The organism is Roseobacter sp. N2S (assembly GCF_031454055.1).
Classification (GTDB): Bacteria; Pseudomonadota; Alphaproteobacteria; order Rhodobacterales; family Rhodobacteraceae; genus Amylibacter.
On the sequence record NZ_JAVDQB010000005.1, the window covers coordinates 185,597 to 204,582 of the forward strand.

Here is an 18,986-nt window from a genome sequence, read left to right on the forward strand (position 1 = left end):
TTAGTTTCCTTCAGAGGCGTTAGGGGCGTCTGCGCCCTTGGCCGGCAAGATTTGAGCATCAGCTCCCGGTCTGGCTTTTTGAAAGCCGGAGGTGACCACTTGATCACCAGTTTTCAGACCCTCTGTTGTGACCCAGAACCGCCCCGATGAGCCAAGGATCGTGACGCCCCGTTCAGCGATTTTCCCGTCCTCAACAACCCAGACATTTGCATTGCCGTTGGCAACCCGCATCACGGCACTTTGGGGCACCAGAACAGCCTCGGCTGCGGCGGCTTGGGGGACTTCGACCTCGATATAAAGGCCGGGCAATAAACGATATTGGGGGTTTGCAACCGTCACCCGCATGGTGACCATGCCAGTGGTCGGTTCGACCTGTGGCTCTGCTGCCCTGATGTGACCCTCTTGGTTGTAGATTTCACCGTTTGGCAAAATCAGCGTTGCATCGACCCCTTTAAAAAAGGCCCGTGTTTCATCCGCACTGTCCCAGCCCAGTAGATCATTCACTGATTGTGTGACATCCACATAAATCGGGTCCAGCGTACGGATCGTAGCCAAAACTGCGGCTTGTTGTGCGCTGACAAGCGAGCCGGTTGTTGTGTCTGACAGGCCGATCACCCCCGTAACAGGAGCGGTAATTGTCGTGCGGTCCAGATTGATTTGCGCACTGGTCAGTTGTGCCTTGGCAGATTGCAAGGACGCAGCCGCCTGACTGCGGGTGGCCAAGGCTTGGTCACGGTTTGCAGCAGAACCAGCGTTTTTGGAAAACAGGTCTTCGGCGCGTCCTGCATCAACTTTGGACAGATCATAACTGGCCTGCGCCTGCGCCACCGCAGCGCTGGCGGCCTCAACTTCGGCGCGGTAAACATCGTCTTCTATCTGGTAAAGCGGTTGGCCGGTTTCCACCCATGCGCCCTCTTCAAACAAGCGTTTGCTGATGATGCCAGACACCTGCGGACGCACCTCGGCTACGGTAGAGGCTTTGACCCGACCAGGCAGACGCTTGGTGATGACATGTTCTACCACTTGCGCGGTCATTGCGGTCACTTGGGCGGCTGGGGCCTGTTGTGATACGGCTGCTAGGGGCCAAAGACAAAGGGCTGCAACGGCGAAGGACTGACCTGCCCGTGTGCGAAGTGATGTATGTCTCATGTGAGAACCTTTCTGGGTAATCGGGCATTTTGACACTGCCAAATGGCACGGTCAAAACGCCCCCTGATAAGAGGGACGGTGGCAGTTTTCTGGATGTTTGAGGGGCCGTTCGTCCAAGTGTTGTTTCGTAATTGCGTTCAGTCCCTTGGGTTTTGAACGCGGATGAATTCCATTTGTTTGCGCAACATTTTGCTGCCCAGTTCCGCAAGCGCGAAGCTTTTGTCACTGCGAAGCCATTCATTAAGCAGCCCTGACATCGAAGACATCAGCAACACGGTGGTTTCTTCCGGTGTGAAATCGGGATTCAAGCTGCCCTGCGCGCCCGCAAGTTCGGTCAGTTTGCGTAGGGTCTGACACAAGTCGATATTCACTTCGGCTGACCATTGCGAGCCGGCTTTATCCAGCATATGTGCGTTCATGATCCTGAACATGCGCTGCTGGCGCTGGTCTACTTCAAAGATCTCCAACATTTCGATTGCGGATTGTTCCAAAAGACCCAAAGGATCCGCGGGATTGTTTTCCGCTGCGGTGTGCATCAAGATTTTTTGCGGGGGAACACTGCGTTCATGAAGGGCGCGCAGCAAGTCCAGTTTATCCTTGAAATGCCAATACAACGCCCCCCGCGTTACACCGGCCTTTTTGGATATTTTTTCCAAAGAGACTGCTGCTGTGCCTTGTGTGCAGAACAATTTTTCCGCCGCATTCAGGATCGCGGTGCGGGTTTGTTCAGCGTCTTCCTTTGTTTTGCGCATGTGAGCCTCTTCTTTCGAGGCACTCTCTACAAACATTCATGAATGTATGTAAACGCCTTTCGAACACGGCGTGGATCAACAATTTGTGTACGGAATTTCTGGTCTTTTTCCCGCGCTGTACTATCAGTCGGCGTATGGGGTTTGCCGTCTGCGGGGCACCTTTTGCATCGCGACTTTGCGTTTCTGGCGGGCTTTAGCTGCGCCAGACCTCTACACTGCGGGCGAGTTTATCCAGCAATCGCAGCAGGTCTTCGGCTTCCTGCGGCTCCAGAATATCCAGCATCTTCTTTTCGGCTTCTTGAAAGGTTGCAAGGATCTGGTCATGCACGATCTGCCCTGCAGGGGTGATGTTCAACACCTGCCGTCTGGTGTCAACCGGATCGCGGCTGCGGGTTAGATAGGCCTTTTTTTCAAGCGACCCTACCGCGCGGCTGACGGTATTTGACGGCTGTTCTGTAACCTCGCAAATGTCGCGGGCATTCAGGTCACGCTGAAAGCTCAGGCTCATCAAAACGGTTAATTCCGGACGGATCAATCCCGTGTCCCGCTCCATTCTGCGCAACACGGGTTCGCGCCAGAAGTTGGTCAGAAAGGCCAGTCGGTACCCAATGGGAAACGGGGTGGCATCAAGAATATCAATAAGTTTCATCCCAATACGCTAATTCAAAAAAAAAGATTGCTCCATATGGAAATATAAATATATAGTTCCATATGGAGCAATCTTGGGGAGGAACATGGCTCAGTACCTTAAACAGATGTGCCTGTCGTTACTGGCTGTTGCGCTGATTCTGCTTATGGGCACGATTGTGTTGCAGGTGCTGTTCAGCGCAACCGACGTCAATCCCGTTGCGACTTTTTCACAGGCCCTGACCCTTGTCGGTACAGCCGTGACCCTGAATTCATTGCTGGATTTTCAATGGCATCTTCTGGTGGTTGTCGGGCTGATCCCTGCGGGTCTGGTGTGGTTGATGGATGGCCATGTGCGCGTCGATTTCTTGTACCAAAACCGCAGCCCCCGCACCCAAGCGCGGATAAACCTTTTGGGCAATCTGTTGTTTGCAGGCCCTTTTTTCGCGCTGGTTCTGCCTGCGTCCTGGGATTTCATGCTGCGGGCCTGGACCTCGGATGAAGGATCACGCAACGGCGGATTGAATGATTTGTGGCTGATTAAGGCGGTTCTGCCACTGGGTCTGGCCTTGTTTGCACTGGCGGTTCTTGTTGAAATACTTCGTCTGGTAAGGGCCGTAAAATGAGCGATAGTCTCCTCCCTCTTGCGATGGCGGCGCTGACACTGACGGGTATCATGGCGGGCTACCGCGTTGGCATGGTACTGGCGGGGGCTGCGGCGCTGTTCATCCTGATTTCCGATTTGCCCGTGGCCTTTTTCAACCTTTTGGTCAGCCGGATTTACGCCAATGTTCTGTCCAACTGGCTGCTGGTCGCGATCCCGATGTTTATCATGATGGGGCTGATCCTGGAAATGTCCGGTGTTGCAGAACGGTCCTTGCGGGCAGCGCAAAAAGCCTTGGGGGGCAGCGCGGCTGGCATGGGGATTTCGGTGCTGGTGATCGGTGTTTTGCTTGCGGCGTCTTCCGGGATTGTCGGGGCGTCGGTTGTGCTGCTGGCCCTGCTGGCCTTGCCCCGTCTGGCAGAGGCTGGCTACGACAAACCGACCTCGGCAGGTTTGATCGCGGCCTCTGGGACACTGGCGATTTTGATCCCGCCGTCGGTGATGCTGATCGTCTTGGGCGACCAGTTACAAACGCCTGTGCCTGACATGTTTGCGGGGGCGATCGGGCCGGGATTGATGCTGGTGGTGGCCTATGGGATTTACGTGATCTGGAAGGCGAGAAAACTGCCGTTCCTGCCCCGCGAAAGTGACGTGTCCTATCTGAAAATTCTGTTTGATCTCGGCCCCTTACTGGCCCTTGTTATATCGGTGCTCGGGTCCATCGTCGCAGGGGTTGCAACCCCGACCGAGGCCAGCGGTCTTGGCGCATTCGGGGCGGTTCTGATCACGCTTATATACGGGCGGTTCAGCTTTACCATGCTGCTGGGTGCGGCCACAAAAACCGTGATCGCAACATCAGTGGTTCTGTTTGTGATGATCGGCGCCACCTGTTTCTCTGCCGTCTTCAAAGGCGTCGGCGGCGCGGATCTGGTCAAGGCAGGCGTGATGGCGTTTGGCAGCGATCCCTTCACCGTTCTGGCGGTTGTTATGGGGGCGATTTTCGTGCTGGGCTTTGTGCTCGACTGGTTGGAAATCACCCTAATCCTGATCCCGATCTTTGCCCCAATCGTGGCAGGTTTGGACTTTGGCAACGGCCTGTCAGGCGATGCACTGATGATCTGGTTCGGGGTTCTGGTAGCGGTCAATTTGCAGACCTCTTTCCTGACACCACCCTTCGGCTTTTCACTCTTTTATCTGCGCGGGGCCGCCGGAGACAGCCTGACCACCCCGCAAATCTACCGTGGCGTTTTACCCTTCATTGCCTTGCAAGTGTTGGTTTTGGTGCTGCTGATCCTGTTTCCCGGATTGATCACCGGATTCACATCATGAAAGGGAGGAACCTCATGAAAAATACCATCCTTGCAGCCACTGCAACCGCAACCCTTGCCGCTTTTTTGGCCACTGGCGCTTTTGCCGACAGTTTCACCATGCAAAGCGCCTTTGGCGGGCTGCCTGTGCTGGACCCGACGGCGAAACGTTTTGTCCAGAATGTATCAACGCTGACCGATGGCGCGGTGGATTTCAACTATATGCTGGCAGGCGAATTATCCCCGCCGTTTGAAATCTTTGACAACGTCAGCGCGGGCGCCATTGATGCGGGTTGGTCCTTTGCCGCCTATGCCGCAGGGAAAGAACCTGCCGCCGCGCTGTTTGGGTCGGTGCCTTTCGGCGGTGATCCTTTGTCCTATATCAGCTGGCTGAACTTCGGCGGCGGGCAGGCGTTGTGGGAAGAGATTTACGAGCCCTACAACCTTGTGCCCATGGCCTGCGGTGTGATCATTTCCGAAGCTGGCGGCTGGTACACCAAAGAAATCAACACACCCGAAGACCTGCAAGGCCTGAACATCCGCATCGGCGGTCTGGGCGGGGCGATCCTCAGCAAACTTGGCGCGAATGCCATGTCCCTGCCTGCGGGTGAAATTTCGACATCGTTGGAAACAGGCCGTCTGGACGCCACAGAGCTGAGCTTTCCTTTGGTCGACAAGTTGTTGGGCTTTGATAAGGTCGCAAAGAACTACTATTTCCCGGGTTGGCACCAGCCCGCTGGTTTCATCGAATTTTACATGAACAAGGGCAAATGGGACGGTCTGACAGACAGCCAGCGCACGGCGATCAAAGTGTCTTGTGCGGATGCAAATCTTTATGCCATGGGTGTGGCCAGTGGGGCGCAAAGCCCGATCCTCGACGATTTTCGCGCCAATGGTGTTGATGTAAAACGCTTTCCCGACAGTGTCCTGGCGGCCTTGCGGTCAGCCGCAGACGAAGTCTACGCCGAGGAATCCGCAAAGGACGAAATGTTCAAACGGGTGATTGAAAGCTACCGCGCCTATGCTGCGGATTATAGCGAATATCAGGCCCTGTCCGATCTGAACTAATCGCAACACCTGCCCTCTGCGCGTTGGGGGGTAGGCCCTTTTGACCGGATGACCGCTTGACCTACCGACTTAAAGATTTTGGCTCTTACACCGCTGGCGGACGCCATGTGCATGTGACGCAGGGCGAACCCCAGATGGTTCAGTTCACCCGCAGCGCGGCCTATAAAATGGATCCGCGCGGCCATTTCGCGATTGAACATGCCTATGTGCAATATTTCATCCCTGAATCCCGCAACAGCGCCCCCCGTGTGGTGCTGGTGCACGGGGGTGGCATGTCTGGAAGTTGTTGGGAAACCACACCGGACGGTCGCGCGGGCTGGCTGCATCTGCTGCTCGATCGCGGCTATGAAGTGCATGTGATTGACAACGTTGAACGGGGGCGTGCGGGGTTTGCACCGGGTCACTGGGACGGCGCACCGCTGTTGCGCAGTCTGCAAGAAGCATGGCTGCTGTTCCGTATCGGTGCGACGCCGGGGTTTGAAACCCGCACGGCCTTTGACGGTCAACGCTTTCCTGTGGCCCACTTCAATACCTTCGCCCGCAGTTTTGTGCCCCGTTGGTTGGGCACAACACAGTTGCACACCGCAGCCCTGTTGGCTGTTTTGGCCAAGACAGGCCCTGCTACTGTCATCTGTCACAGCCAAGGGGGAGAGGTGGTGTTTGATGCCCATCACACCGATCCTGACCTGTTTGACAACATCATTGCCTTGGAACCCTCGGCGCTGCCCAAAGACGCCGCAGCCCTTGGGGACACGCCGTTGGTTCTGGCGGTGGGTGATTTTCTCGATGTCGAAGACCATTGGATCACCCGAAATCAGGCGTGGTGTGATCTGGCCGAAACAGGGCAGAACGTGCGTTTGGTCGGGCCGGAAACCTTTGGCTATGGTAACAGTCACATGCTGATGATGGATGACAATTCCAAAGCCGTTCTGGATGCCTTGCTTGGCTGAACAAAAAAAGGCCGCCCCTTGCGGGACGGCCCTTAAGTTTTAGCGTTTTATCAGGTCAGCAAGGCAATCAGGATGATGATCCAGATCGGGACGCCCAGCAACCAAAGCAGTATCGCTTTCATCGGTATTCCTCCTATGTCCAGCGGCCAAAGCGTGCAAAGACGCGGCCTTCATCACGGTGTTGTCCACCCATTCCAGCGGCCCAATACGCAGCCGCACCCGCGATCATCAAAGAAGCAGCCAGAATAAAGGCAGAGATGACGGAATATTTCCGTGCGGTTTCGGCAAGGGCTTTGGCCTCGGCTTCGCTTACGCCAGTTGTGGCTTGTTGCGTCGCTGTGGTGACGTTTTCCACAGCGGCCGTCACAGCCGTGGCGGTTTGGGAGGTGGCCTGAACGACTGTATCCGCACTTGCGCCCAACAGGAACGCGCCCAAAAGCACCGCAAGTCCCCATACTGCCAAGCCGTGGATACCATCGCGCACACTGACCTCATCGTCATTCACCGGATCAATCCGGCGGCGCATTCGACCCGCGATATAACCGCCTGCCATGAAGCTGGACACTGTGGTCCATAGCATCCAAGACCCGATGGCAACCACGGCGGCGAGGGCGGACCCATCCCCGTCATAAGGGGAGACAAGTGTTAACCCCACTGCTGCGCCAAAAGTGGTGAAGACAAAGGCGATGGCCGATGCCACCACGCCACCTGCAAGGATCGAAGGCCAGTCAACATAGCTTCCTTCAAACTGGGCCGTTCCGTTTCGCGCAGGGGGTATTGCGTCTGTAAGTTGCGTCATTTATTTATCCCTTCTATTTTTTATGGTTGGGAAACAATTGTTTGGCACTGAAAATGGCCAGCCTTAGCCAAGGCCGAGCAGGGACAGAATTGCCATGACAACAACGACGAGTCCGACGAGGTAAATAATTCCGTGCATCTGTTTTCTCCGTTTGGTTAGGGGGGCGCTACCATGTTGTTCAAGCGGTGCGCTGATGCAGAGTTAACGTGCCATTCACGAAAAAGTTCCCAAGCTGTGTGGGAAATCCGATGCGGAGCGCGGCGCGGAATGGATCGACCGCGCTGGCATTGCGTGATCCGTTCGGGCCGGAAAAAACCCGAACTGGCCTGTTTTCGCCGAGCGATAAAATCAACCGGAACAAAGCCTGCCTGTTGTGGGTTGACTGAGTACCTAACCCTAAAGGAGGAAAGAAAATGAATACCATATCTGCACACCCGCTTGTGTCTTCTTCTGATGTGAATGGCACGAATGTTTATGGCAATGACGGCGCAAAAATTGGCGCGATTGACCATCTGATGATCGACAAAGCCTCGGGCAATGTAGCCTACGCGGTGATGGGGTTTGGCGGCTTTATGGGGCTTGGTGAAGACCACCATCCGGTGCCTTGGGGCAAGCTGCACTATGACACCCAAAAAGAGGGCTATGTGGCCGATATTTCAGAAGCCGAGGTAAAAGGCGCGCCCGAACAATTCGAAGGTTGGTCCGCGGATCGGGATTGGGAACGCCGCACCCATGAACATTACGGTGTTCCGATTTACTGGTTGTAAACCGTTAAGCCAGTTCAAATAGCAGCCCCGTTTGCGGGGTCATGCCGAGCGAAAAGATACCGACGGTGAGATATCTCATCGTCGGTTCTTGGTTTAGGGTGCGCAGATTATCGACCTAGGTTTGCACCCAAAATCTACGCCCGCAATCCAGCGCTCTCTCGTGCCATGACCGCCGTCAACGCCGGACGATTGGCGCAGCGTTCTATCCAGGCTTGAATGGACGGCTTCTGGGGCGTGGCGTCGGGTAGCCATTGGAATGGGCTCGAAAGCAGCAAATCAACTGCTGAATAGTGCGCTCCGAGCAGGTAGGGCTTGTCCTCCAGCGCTGTGTCCAGACACGTAATAATGGCATCCAAGTCGCGGAAGGTTGCGTGCAGCGCGGGATGTTCGATCTTGGCCCAGTCGAGAACAAGCACAGGTTCCATCACCCCTTGATAGTAAAACAGCCAGCTTAGGAATTTTCCGCGCTGCGGGTGTCCTACGGGCCGACCGAGCCCGGACTCTGGGAACATATCCGTCAGGTAAGTTACAATTGCACCGCGCTCGCGCACATGGTCGTCCCCTTCAGTCAGATAGGGCACCTTCTTCTCGGGATGCGGATTACGTGCATCCGGGCCTCCATTGCCATCCTGTCGTGCAACCGTAACGTTGACTACGTCGATCTGGTCGGTGATGCCCATTTCCTCGATCAGGAGGAGGATCGACGTCGATCGGGAATTTGGGGCGTGGTAAACTGTCGGCATGGGAATATCCTGAAATTGAGTCATGCCTTGTCCTATCTGATACCTGTTGACAGATTGCGTCAGCACGGACCGAACCGATCGCCTAATGCGCCTGATGGACGCCCTGCGGCAAGGGTCGCTTGTCCTGCAAAGCAACTGTGGAAACTTGGTCAGATCGTTGTCGAATTTTCCACATACCCTTCCGCGAATCATATTCTTGGAACCTAAAATTTCGTCGGAATTCAGGTTTAAATACTGCTCGTAATTTAACGGGCTTCGTTCAGAGGCCTATGTCTTTCAGAGCGGAAAAGCGGCCCCACATGCGGGACCGCTTTTAAATTCAGGCAGCAACACGTTTCAAAGATTGCGCCATACAGTGAATGCCACCACCGGTTTTGGAAATCTCTTGCGTGTCCACGGCTGCCACTTCGAACCCGCGGGCGCGAAGTTGGTCTATCAGAGTTTTTGACGATGTGGGCGCGATCACCTTGTCCTTGCCAAGCGACATGAAATTGCACCCCAAGGCCATGGTGTCCTGGAACGGCACGTCGATGATTTCATGCCCCTTTGCTTTCAGCCAATCGACAATCGCAGGGTCCGTACAGGCAAGGCAAACCGCCGTCAGTTTTTCAGCGATGGGCACCACCATCAGGTCGATGTGCACATAGTATTCGTCGATAAAGGCCAGCCGTGTTTCCCAGCCTTCCGCTTCAAACCAGCTTTGCACCTGACGTGCGCCTTCCTCTTGGGTACGTGCGCCGCCACAACCGATCAACACGCAGCCTTCTTCGATCACGTTGAAATCGCCGCCTTCAAATGTGCCTGCGGTGACCATGTCGTAGATCGGGATGCCAAGGGCTTCATAACTGCGGATCGCGGCATAGTTTTCACCGCGCCGCCACCACTGTGACATGGCGGTGATGATTGCGCCGTAGGGGGTCATGACGCTGGAATCCCGCGCATAGACCTGCATGGGCAATTCGGATTCGGGTTTGTGAAAGTGGACTTTGACACCAAAATGTTCATAGGCCGACACCAGTTCGGCGTGTTGGGCCTGTGCCACCTGAATATTACAGGGCGCATCGCGCAGAAATTTGCGCGACAGGCTGGAGGTTGCAAGGTGGCGCAGGTGGGCGGGGGAGCCGAGCAGCACATCGCTGAGCGGGTCGGTTTCATTGGCAAACCCCCAGTGCGTCAAGGGCGCAGTGCCGCCGCCTTTGGCACGGCGTTGCAGGGTGAATGCTTCGGTTGCGGGGCTATCAAGTGACATTATAAATCCTTTCAGATCAAGCGCCGGGCATGGCAGAGGGAATCCACCAGTCGCGGCCTCGGGGGGTGGTTACATATTCGGGCCAGCGGAAATGCACCGGCGGGTCGTAATCGCAAAGCGGGGCGCACCAATCGGTGCCGCCAATCCCGCCACCAGTACGCTGTTTGAATTCATCCATTGCGGCATCGCGGGCAGTTTTATCTTGTAACAGGCGTAGGGCAGAGACCGCCAAGACCTTGGCAGCGGTCTGCACCATCGGGTCGATGGTGGCGGGAATTCCGCCCATGGCATTCATCACCCAAGCGGGATAAGCGCCTGCCCCTGCGGGGGATTTAAGCGCGGGGCGGGCAATATAAAACCGCGCGGTGGGGGTGTGCCACGTCATATCGGTGTAATCATCCGATGTGGAATTGCGCTGTGACGGGGGCAGGTCGTGGCGCAGGATTGCTTCGGCCTGTTCGGGGTCAATCAGGTTGGAACATGCGTCCAAAAACGGGTGGTCCATCGGGCTCAGTCCCAGATTTTTTTGGATGTCCTGCGCGATGCCGATGGCCTCTGCACCCCATTCTGGCGCGCCAACCGCCTGCAGCGACTCCCAAACTGTGCCTGCAATCGCATGGTTCGCCAGTCCGGGGCGGGATTTGCAAACCCAGTGGCGTTCCCAACGGCATCCGGTCATGTCTGCCGCCGCAGCCGCGTTGCGATCCAGTACGGCCGTCACCTGATCTACCATGGCAAGGGTGGGAACGCGCATCATATATTGCACTTCGGCCAGACCTGCGGGCAGATTGTCGGCGGTGGCCTGTCCTGCGGTCAAAATCGCCTCGGAAATGGACCAGCCGCCTTGATGGGGCAACATGGATTCGCGCAGCATTTTGGACGATTGATACATCATCACCAGCGCATCATTGGCCCCGGGGGCACGCACAGCGGAATGGGATTGCGGGATCGGTGCACCATCCGCAGCCCCCCAACCTTCGGGGGCATCACAGATAAAGCGGTAAATCATCGAATAGGCCGCGCCGCAGTGGGTATCCAGCCGCACGGTATTGCACATGGGCAGCATGTAAAACGGGTGAAACGACAACATGGCCGCCAACCCGTCATAATACCCTTTGGCCGCGTGGATCGGTTTGGACCCGCGCACTTTTTCCGCAGGTTCGCCCGTAAAGCGCAAACCACCACGAATGCCGTGTTTGATCATCGCAGATTTGGTGGCCAGCAGGCCGCCAAGCCCCGAAATACCAAGCCCCGAATGGGGATCGGTATGCCCGCCCGCTTGATACCCCAACCCTTCACGAGGCGCTTTGTGGGTTGTGGCGGCCTGACAGTTGCCCGGCACCGCATCGTATTCCGCATACATGCCGATGATCGGCATCTCTCCACTGCCCACGTCGTTTTGCCAGTCTGCGCAAAAGGCGGTGGGCATGCCCCCCGATCCTTCTTCAACGGTGAAGCCTTCGGCGCGCAGTGTTTCAACGTACCACGCAGCAGATTGATATTCGCGCCATGCGGTTTCGCCAAAGTCGAAAATGCGCGCGCACCAGTCGGACAGGGCAGGGGCCTGTGCGCTGACATGGGCGATGGCGTCTTTTTGGGCGGTTGTTAGGGGCATTGGTATTCTCCTCAGACACAGAGTTAGCGAATGGATGCCCCCGCAAGAAAGTGAAACCTTTTCGTGGCAACGGCAAATGATTTTCACCGATCTGTTGAAAGTTGCGATATTCTGCGGCTAAGTCACCCGATCAAACAGGAGAAGCGACCTTGCGGATACCCTCGACCCAAGCCATGCGAGCCTTGGAAAGTTTTGCCCGATTGGGCACCGTTTGGCGGGCAGCCGAAGACCTGAACATCACCCGCAGCGCCGTTAGCCACCAGTTGCGCCAGTTGGAGCGGGATCTGGGGTTCAGCCTGTATAACCGTGTGGGAACACGGCTGGAACTGACGCCCCAAGGCGCGACCTATGCGGCTGATATCCGCCGCGCCTTATCGACCATCGCAGGGGCCGCCTCGCGCAATGCAGGACGCGGGGTCAGCGGGTCTTTGACCGTCAGTTGCACACCGGGATTCGGGTCTTCGTGGTTGTGCCCCAAGATCGGCAGCTTTCATAAAACCTATCCGGATGTGGATTTGACGGTCGTGACCCCAAGGCGGCTCGATGATGTCAGCACACCCGAAGTGGACCTGTTCATCGCCTTTGCAGGCAGTAATTTGCCCGATATGCAGGTGGAGCTGTTGCAAGAGGTGGAATTCACCCCGCTGTGCAGCCCCGCGCTGATGAACCGCCTGAACCTGTCTGAACCCAGCGATGCGTTGCGGGCAGGGTTGATGCACCTGTCTGCCTATGAAGATTGGGAAACCTGGTTCCGCCTTGCGGGTCTGGCAGAAGCAAAGGCCCGTCAGGGGGTGGTGTTTTGTGACATGAACATGGTCTATGCGGCCTGTCTGGCGTCCCAAGGCATTGCCATGGGGGACGCGTTTATCTGCCACGATTCGATCACATCGGGCCAGTTGGTGCGCCCGTTTGATCTGGCGATCAAATCACCGAGATCGTATTTTCTGGTGATCCCCGGAGAATCCCCACCCAGCCCCGTTGTTGCGGCCTTTCGCGATTGGATGATGGATCAGATGCCCGATCCCTAACATCCCTCAACGGCAAACTAAATTTGTCAAAGCGGGGAAAAAAATTCAGTTGCCCGTTTTGATTTCCTGCTCGTATGGTCAGCAGAATACGGAGACACTTATGCCCCAAAAAACCACGGCTGCCGAAATCGGAGCGCAGGATATCCGCAAGACCTTTGGGACGTTCACCGCCCTAAAGGATGTCAGCCTGACCGTGGGGCGGGGGGAATTCCTGACTCTGCTTGGGCCCAGCGGGTCTGGCAAAACCACCTTTCTGATGATCCTTGCAGGATTCGAGGCCCCAAGTGCGGGCAAACTGTTCTTGAACGGCACTGATGTGACCCATGCGCCTGCCGAGGCACGGGGCTTTGGTATGGTGTTTCAGGGCTATGCGCTGTTTCCCCATATGACTGTTGAGCAAAACATCGCCTTCCCGCTTAAGGTGCAGCGCCGCAGCAGCGCGGAAATCAAACGCCGCACGCAGGACATGATTGAAATGGTCGGTCTGGGCGGGCATGGCCACAAGCGGCCTTCGGGCCTGTCGGGGGGCCAGCAACAGCGGGTCGCTTTGGCGCGGGCTTTGGCCTATGAACCCTCGGCGCTACTGCTGGACGAACCGTTTTCTGCGCTGGATAAAAATCTGCGCGGTCAGATGCAAGATGAGGTTCGCCGCCTGCACCGCGAAATCGGAACCACGTTTATTTTTGTCACCCATGATCAATCCGAGGCGCTTGCCCTGTCCAGCCGCGTGGCAATTTTTGATCACGGCCAGTTGCAACAAGTGGCCGCCCCGCGCGATGTTTATGAACGCCCCGCCAGCCGTTTTGTCGCTGAATTTCTGGGCGATATCAACATTCTGCCCCTGTCGAACGGCCAGTTCGAGGGCGGCGCGATTGTTGCAGGCCCTGATGCTGGCACGCCAAGCGGATTTTTGGGGGTGCGGCCAGAATACATGCAATTGCACCAAAGCAAACCCGCAGCGGGCAACGGTATCGCGGCCCGACTAGAAGATCTGACCTATCTGGGATCTGAAACGCGCTTGTCGCTGCGCACCAAAGGCGATGTGCCGCTGATCCTGCATGTGCCGACCGCCAGTCTACCCGAAGGATTGGCTACGGGTGCAGAGGTCTGGGCGGGCTGGCCCTCGGAACGGGGGTTGTATCTGTAAAATCCAAAGATTGGAGACAGACCTGAAAATACCAATCAAAGCAAAGACCAAACCAACTAGGGATCTATAAAAATGAAAAATAAAAACACATTAAGCTCTTCCAACACGATCACGCGGCGCGGGTTTACCCAGATGGCCTTGATGCTGATGGGGGCCAGCACGCTGGCGCTGAACGGCGCGCCTGTGCATGCAGACACTGGCCAACTGGTGTTTGTAAACTGGGGCGGCGATGCGGGCACGGCCTATGACAAAGCCTATGGCGCCCCGTTTGAAGCCTTGAACGGCGTTGTGGTGAAACAAGACGGTTCCGGCCCGACCGAAGGCGCAATTGCGGCCCAGCACGAAAGCGGCAAACCCAGCTGGGACATCGTTGATGTAGACCCGTTTTCAGCCGAAACTCTGGGTAAAAAAGGCATGTTGGAACCTATCGACTATGATGTGGTGGACAAAGGCAAAATGCGCGAGGGCTTCGGCTGGGAATACTCGGCCTCTAGCTATTTCTTTTCGTATATCATCGCCTATGACGCCAAAAAATTCGGTGACACCGCCCCAGCAGGCATGGCGGATTTCTTTGATACTGAAAAATTCCCTGGTAAACGGGCCATGTACAAATGGGGCGTTGGCATGTGGGAGGCCTTGCTGCTGGCTGACGGTGTTGCGGCAGAGGATCTGTATCCGCTGGATATTGAGCGGGCCCATAAAAAGCTGTCAGGGTTTAAAGAAAACGTGGTCGCCTTTTGGGGTGGCGGGTCTGAAAGCCAGTCCTTGTTGTTGAACGGTGATGCGTCCATGGCGCTGATCTGGTCTACCCGTGCCCGTTTGATCGAAGAAGACACTGGCGGTGATGTGAAATTCATCTGGGATGAAGGTCTGATTTCACCGGGCGCCATGGCGGTGCTGAAAGGCAATCCGGGCGGCAAGGAAAATGCGATGAAGTTCATCGCCGCAGCCCAAGACCCTGAAAAACAGGTAGTGATGTTTGAAATGTTGGGGCAGGGGCCAGCCAACCCCGCCGCAGACGCGCTGATCCCCGAGGATGAGGCGCGGTTTAACCCTGTGGACGCCGCCAATTTCGCCGTGCAACTGCCCCTTGATATGGCGTGGTACGAAGAAAACTACGGCGCGGCTTTGGATGAATACCTGAAGATCATTTCGTCCTGAATTTAGTCGCCCCGACCACCGCGTCGGGGCGATCCAACTGAAAGGCGGCGCATGAAATCCATCCCCCGATATATACTCTTGCTTGGGCCACTGTTGCTGTTTCTGGGGCTGACCTATGTGCTGCCTTTTCTAGGTGTCATGCGGTGGAGCGTGACCCAGCCTGACCTTGGGTTTGACCAATACGCCACGGCGCTGAGTGATCCGCTGATCTTGTCAGTCTTTCTGCGGACCTTGCGGATTTGTGCGCTGGTGACGGTGTTTTCAGTGATCGGTGCCTATATCGTGACGCTGTTGTGGATCAGGGGCGGGCCGGTTCTGCGGCTGGTGATGGAGCTGTGTATCCTGATCCCGTTCTGGATTTCCCTGCTGACACGGGCCTTTGGCTGGTTGGCCATGCTGTCCAATCGTGGCATTCTGAACGGCTGGATGGAAAGCATCGGCCTCATTAACGAACCGCTTGCCATGGTGCGCAACGAATTTGGCGTTATCGTGGGAATGAGCCATTTCCTGCTGCCCTTTGCGGTCTTCCCCCTTGCGACTGCCATGCGAAATCTGGACGAGCGGGCTTTGATGGCTGCTCGGGGCATGGGGGCCAGTCGCGCGCGCGTGTTTTGGCAGGTGTTTGTGCCAATGACGGGATCGGGCATTTTGGGGGCGGCGCTGGTGGTGTTTGTCTTTGCGCTAGGGTTCTTTGTGACCCCTGCCATTCTGGGCGGCGGGCGCAGTGTTATGGTGGCCGAGCTGATCTACCTGTATATTTTCCAAAACCCGAACTGGGGGCTGGCGGCGGCGATCAGTGTGATCCTGATGCTGACGGTGGGCGTGTTGATGGCGCTGTTGATGCGCATCGCCAATCCAGCGGGGCGCGGCAATGGTTAATCGTCCGGGCCTCTTGATGTCTGTTTTAGCCGCGCTGGTTGCGGTGTTCCTGTTGATGCCGCTGATTGCGGTTATCCCCGTATCGTTTACCCCGCTGCGTTATCTTTCGGTGCCAACGGATGACTGGTCTTTGCGCCACTATCGCACCCTGATCGACAATCCCGAATGGGGACAGGCGGTGTGGCTGTCGGTGCGCATCGGGCTGACCAGCGCGGGGTTGGCGACCACATTGGCATTGTTCTTTAGTCTTGGCATTTGGATGATGCAGCCGCGTTTTGCGGGGCTGATGATGGGGGTGGCCTTGCTGCCGATGGTGGCGCCTCCGGTGGTGTCTGCACTGACCCTGTATTTCTTTTTGATCTCGCTCGGGGGCTATAACGATCTGGTGGCTTATGACACATTTGCGGGTGTGGTTCTGGCCCATGCGGTGATGATCGTGCCATTCGCGGTGGTGCTGATTACTGTCGCCCTTAGCCAAGTGGATCGACGCATCGACCTTGCCGCGCGGGCGATGGGTGCTGGTTTGGGCACACGAATTTTCCGCGTAATTCTACCCAATATCCGCTTTGGGGTGATGGTGGCTTTCTTTCTGACCTTCATGCTGTCATGGGAAGAAATCGGCGTGACGATCTTTATCACCTCGGTGAATATCGCAACGTTGCCACGGATGATGTGGATGGGTCTGCGCGACAATATCGACCCAGCAATCGCGGCGATTTCTGTGGTGCTGATTGTGCTGGTGGTCAGCGCAATCCTGATCCGGACCGCGGTGCAAATCATAGCGCGCAAACGTGCGGAGGGGAAAACAACATGACGCTATCGACGGGCGAATATCTGACAAAACTGCTGGAATCCTACGGCGTGAACACTGTCTTTGGCATTCCGGGTGTTCATACGGTTGAATTGTACCGTGGGCTGGGCGGCAGTTCGATCCGCCATATCACGCCGCGCCATGAACAGGGCGCGGGGTTTATGGCCGATGGCTACGCGCGGGTCAGCGGCCAGCCCGGTGTCTGCTTTATCATCACCGGCCCCGGCATGACCAATATCACCACCGCCATGGGCCAGGCCTATGCGGATTCGATTCCGATGCTGGTGATTTCAACAGTAAACTCCCACGGGCGCATGGATTCTGGCGAAGGCTGGCTGCATGAAATGCCCGACCAGCGGGGCATGATTGATAAGGTTGCAGCGTTCAGCCGAACCATTCACCGCCCCGAAGAATTAGCCCCCGCACTGGCCCAAGCCTTTGCGTTGTTTGAAGGCGCGCGGCCCCGCCCCGTGCATCTGGAATTGCCGATGAATGTAATGCTCGCCTCTGCCGATCACCTGCCAACCCCGCGCCGCGCGCCGCCTTTGGCCCGCCCCGCCCCAGCCGCCGCAGCACTGGCCGAGGCACAAAAGTTGTTAGCAAGCGCTAAGTGCCCCGTGATCCTGACAGGGGGCGGTGCCGTGCGCGCCGCCGCCGCAATTCAACATCTGGCCGAGATGCTGGACGCCCCCGTGGTGATGACCACAAACGCCCGTGGCATTCTGCCCCCCGATCATCCGCTTGCGGTCAGCTTGACGCCGTCCATGCCCGAAACCCGTCGGTTGATAGAACAGGCTGACGTGGTACTGGCGCTGGGAACGGAATTTGGACTGACCGATTATGATTTCTACGAGGATGGCGGGTTTACCATTCCTTGCCCGCTAATCCGTGTCGAATTGGACCCGCTGCAAATCCGGCGCGGCCCCGTGGCCCAGATTGGCTTGATCGCTGACGCAGAAGAATCCGCAGTGTCTTTGGCGTTGGGGTTAAAACCTTCGGGGCGTACTGATGGGGCCGCCCGTGCGCAGCGTGCCATGACGGGTTGTGCCAATCTTCCCAAAGCCTTGCGCGGTGATCTTAAGATGCTGTCCCTGATGCGGGATATGCTGCCCGATGCGATATTCGTCGGCGATTCAACACAATTGGTTTATTCTGGCAACACAGGATTTGCTGCTGCAACGCCCAGTAGTTATTTCAATTCAGCCACAGGATTCGGTACACTTGGCTATGGCTTGCCTGCGGCCGTAGGGGCAGCTTTGGGCGCGACCAATCGGCCTGTGGTCGCTTTGGTCGGGGATGGCGGGTTGCAATTTACGCTGGCAGAATTAACCAGCGCAGTCGAGGCACAGACCCCCGTGATCCTGATGCTGCATGACAATAATGGTTACGGCGAAATCAAATCCTACATGCAAAGCAACGGTATTGCGCCGCTGGGTGTGGATATTCTGACCCCTGATATAGCCGCGATTGCGCTGGCCTGTGGTTGGGCGGTTGATCGACCAACCGGTGCGCAAGAATTCACCGATGCATTGGCAAAAGCCGCAAAATCCACCATGCCTGTTATGCTGATTTTCGGCGATGACCTGCGCGAAGATTTCCAGACCGATTAGGCCCGGTCAGACAGCAATTCCATACAGCGTTCATCCGTCAAACGCCGCCCCTTGCTGTGCTGCAAAACACTGGCCGATGGCAGGGAAATTGACCGGTTGATAATCAGGATATGGTCCTGCAACAGGTCATGGGCTGCATCAAGATTCCCGCCTGCGATAAAGTCGCGCATCTTGATATGCTCGGCGAAAGAGCGTTGCCAGAAATTGCCTTCACCCGATTGCAGACGGGCACGCAGCGCCTCTAGGGCGGTGGCGGTCAGGTCATAGGCTTTTTCCACATAGCGGTTGCCTGCCTGTTGCAAAATCACCCGATGAAAGGCGCTGTCGGCCTGACTATATTGCGCCCATTCCCCAGAATTAATCGCATGTTCCATCTGGGTGATCGCCACGGTTAACCCCTGCGCCAATGCCCCTGAATCCCGTTCAAAGGCACTGCGCAGGGCCTGGCTTTCCAGCATGGCGCGAAAACTGCTCATCTCAGCCACGTCTTGCGCGGAGGGGATGAAAACATAGGTGCCCGCTTGGGGGACGATGGTGACCAAACCCATGTCGCGCAGGTCCATAAAGGCGGCGCGCACGGGGGCTTTGCTCATGCCAAGAGCGCGGGCGATTTGCTCCTCGGACAGGCGTTCTCCGAATTCGAATCTTCCAGACACAATCGCGTCTTTTAGCCGATCACAGGCTTTTTGGGTCAGCGACACAGGGGGCTCCTTTTCGGTA

At 56.6% G+C, this 18,986-nt stretch carries 19 protein-coding genes; 11 read left to right on the forward strand and 8 right to left on the reverse strand.

The window, feature by feature from the left end:
* From GGE09_RS13695 to GGE09_RS13705, 3 genes are all read right to left on the reverse strand, one after another.
* A complete protein-coding gene (locus GGE09_RS13695) occupies positions 1 to 1,149 on the reverse strand; it encodes an efflux RND transporter periplasmic adaptor subunit (RefSeq protein WP_309746708.1) in 1,149 nt (382 codons plus the stop codon).
* A 137-nt stretch (positions 1,150 to 1,286) separates the two neighbouring features.
* Positions 1,287 to 1,901: a TetR family transcriptional regulator gene (locus GGE09_RS13700; protein ID WP_309746709.1), complete on the reverse strand. Its 615-nt coding sequence runs from the start codon at positions 1,899 to 1,901 to the stop codon at positions 1,287 to 1,289.
* A 193-nt stretch (positions 1,902 to 2,094) separates the two neighbouring features.
* The gene (locus GGE09_RS13705; RefSeq protein ID WP_309746710.1) at positions 2,095 to 2,550 is read right to left on the reverse strand and encodes a MarR family winged helix-turn-helix transcriptional regulator; all 456 of its coding nucleotides are present in this window, start codon (positions 2,548 to 2,550) and stop codon (positions 2,095 to 2,097) included.
* Between the two features lie 85 nt (positions 2,551 to 2,635).
* On the opposite strand from GGE09_RS13705, the gene GGE09_RS13710 reads away from it, so the two are divergent.
* From GGE09_RS13710 to GGE09_RS13725, 4 genes are read left to right on the forward strand one after another with little or no spacing between them, the layout of a single operon-like run.
* Positions 2,636 to 3,154, forward strand: coding sequence for a TRAP transporter small permease subunit (locus GGE09_RS13710; RefSeq protein ID WP_309746711.1), 519 nt, complete (start codon positions 2,636 to 2,638; stop codon positions 3,152 to 3,154).
* Complete coding sequence (locus tag GGE09_RS13715; RefSeq protein ID WP_309746712.1) at positions 3,151 to 4,461, forward strand: TRAP transporter large permease subunit; 1,311 nt, start codon at positions 3,151 to 3,153, stop codon at positions 4,459 to 4,461. The genes GGE09_RS13710 and GGE09_RS13715 overlap by 4 nt, the downstream gene beginning before the upstream one ends.
* A gap of 14 nt (positions 4,462 to 4,475) precedes the next feature.
* Positions 4,476 to 5,507: a TRAP transporter substrate-binding protein gene (locus tag GGE09_RS13720; protein ID WP_309746713.1), complete on the forward strand. Its 1,032-nt coding sequence runs from the start codon at positions 4,476 to 4,478 to the stop codon at positions 5,505 to 5,507.
* A 56-nt stretch (positions 5,508 to 5,563) separates the two neighbouring features.
* Positions 5,564 to 6,457 carry an alpha/beta fold hydrolase gene (locus GGE09_RS13725; protein ID WP_309746714.1) on the forward strand — a complete coding sequence of 298 codons (894 nt, stop codon included), beginning with the start codon at positions 5,564 to 5,566 and terminating at the stop codon, positions 6,455 to 6,457.
* A gap of 133 nt (positions 6,458 to 6,590) precedes the next feature.
* On the opposite strand, the gene GGE09_RS13730 is transcribed toward GGE09_RS13725, so the two are convergent.
* Positions 6,591 to 7,256 carry a hypothetical protein gene (locus GGE09_RS13730; RefSeq protein WP_309746715.1) on the reverse strand — a complete coding sequence of 222 codons (666 nt, stop codon included), beginning with the start codon at positions 7,254 to 7,256 and terminating at the stop codon, positions 6,591 to 6,593.
* Between the two features lie 413 nt (positions 7,257 to 7,669).
* Here GGE09_RS13730 and GGE09_RS13735 point away from each other — a divergent pair, with 413 nt between their 5' ends.
* The gene (locus tag GGE09_RS13735; protein ID WP_309746716.1) at positions 7,670 to 8,023 is read left to right on the forward strand and encodes a PRC-barrel domain-containing protein; all 354 of its coding nucleotides are present in this window, start codon (positions 7,670 to 7,672) and stop codon (positions 8,021 to 8,023) included.
* A 134-nt stretch (positions 8,024 to 8,157) separates the two neighbouring features.
* On the opposite strand, the gene GGE09_RS13740 is transcribed toward GGE09_RS13735, so the two are convergent.
* From GGE09_RS13740 to GGE09_RS13750, 3 genes are all read right to left on the reverse strand, one after another.
* Positions 8,158 to 8,790, reverse strand: a complete 633-nt coding sequence (locus GGE09_RS13740; protein ID WP_309746717.1) for a glutathione S-transferase family protein — start codon at positions 8,788 to 8,790, stop codon at positions 8,158 to 8,160.
* Between the two features lie 295 nt (positions 8,791 to 9,085).
* Positions 9,086 to 10,015 carry a dimethylarginine dimethylaminohydrolase family protein gene (locus GGE09_RS13745; protein WP_309746718.1) on the reverse strand — a complete coding sequence of 310 codons (930 nt, stop codon included), beginning with the start codon at positions 10,013 to 10,015 and terminating at the stop codon, positions 9,086 to 9,088.
* 16 nt (positions 10,016 to 10,031) lie between these two features.
* Entirely contained in the window at positions 10,032 to 11,630 is a 1,599-nt protein-coding gene (locus GGE09_RS13750; RefSeq protein WP_309746719.1) for an amidohydrolase, read from the reverse strand.
* 149 nt (positions 11,631 to 11,779) lie between these two features.
* Here GGE09_RS13750 and GGE09_RS13755 point away from each other — a divergent pair, with 149 nt between their 5' ends.
* The 6 genes from GGE09_RS13755 to GGE09_RS13780 all read left to right on the forward strand — a co-directional run bounded on the left by GGE09_RS13755 (position 11,780) and on the right by GGE09_RS13780 (position 18,266).
* Positions 11,780 to 12,658 (forward strand): LysR substrate-binding domain-containing protein, encoded by an 879-nt coding sequence (locus GGE09_RS13755; protein WP_309746720.1) that lies wholly within the window; start codon positions 11,780 to 11,782, stop codon positions 12,656 to 12,658.
* Between the two features lie 100 nt (positions 12,659 to 12,758).
* Positions 12,759 to 13,805 (forward strand): ABC transporter ATP-binding protein, encoded by a 1,047-nt coding sequence (locus GGE09_RS13760; RefSeq protein WP_309746721.1) that lies wholly within the window; start codon positions 12,759 to 12,761, stop codon positions 13,803 to 13,805.
* 72 nt (positions 13,806 to 13,877) lie between these two features.
* Positions 13,878 to 14,966, forward strand: coding sequence for an ABC transporter substrate-binding protein (locus tag GGE09_RS13765; RefSeq protein ID WP_309746722.1), 1,089 nt, complete (start codon positions 13,878 to 13,880; stop codon positions 14,964 to 14,966).
* 51 nt (positions 14,967 to 15,017) lie between these two features.
* A complete protein-coding gene (locus tag GGE09_RS13770) occupies positions 15,018 to 15,845 on the forward strand; it encodes an ABC transporter permease (RefSeq protein WP_309746723.1) in 828 nt (275 codons plus the stop codon).
* Between the two features lie 16 nt (positions 15,846 to 15,861).
* Complete coding sequence (locus tag GGE09_RS13775) at positions 15,862 to 16,659, forward strand: ABC transporter permease (protein WP_309746724.1); 798 nt, start codon at positions 15,862 to 15,864, stop codon at positions 16,657 to 16,659.
* Positions 16,656 to 18,266, forward strand: a complete 1,611-nt coding sequence (locus GGE09_RS13780) for a 5-guanidino-2-oxopentanoate decarboxylase (RefSeq protein WP_309746725.1) — start codon at positions 16,656 to 16,658, stop codon at positions 18,264 to 18,266. The genes GGE09_RS13775 and GGE09_RS13780 overlap by 4 nt, the downstream gene beginning before the upstream one ends.
* Here GGE09_RS13780 and GGE09_RS13785 read toward each other — a convergent pair.
* The gene (locus GGE09_RS13785) at positions 18,263 to 18,967 is read right to left on the reverse strand and encodes a GntR family transcriptional regulator (RefSeq protein WP_309746726.1); all 705 of its coding nucleotides are present in this window, start codon (positions 18,965 to 18,967) and stop codon (positions 18,263 to 18,265) included. The two genes, GGE09_RS13780 and GGE09_RS13785, sit on opposite strands and share 4 nt — an antisense overlap.
* Positions 18,968 to 18,986: the final 19 nt, after the last annotated feature.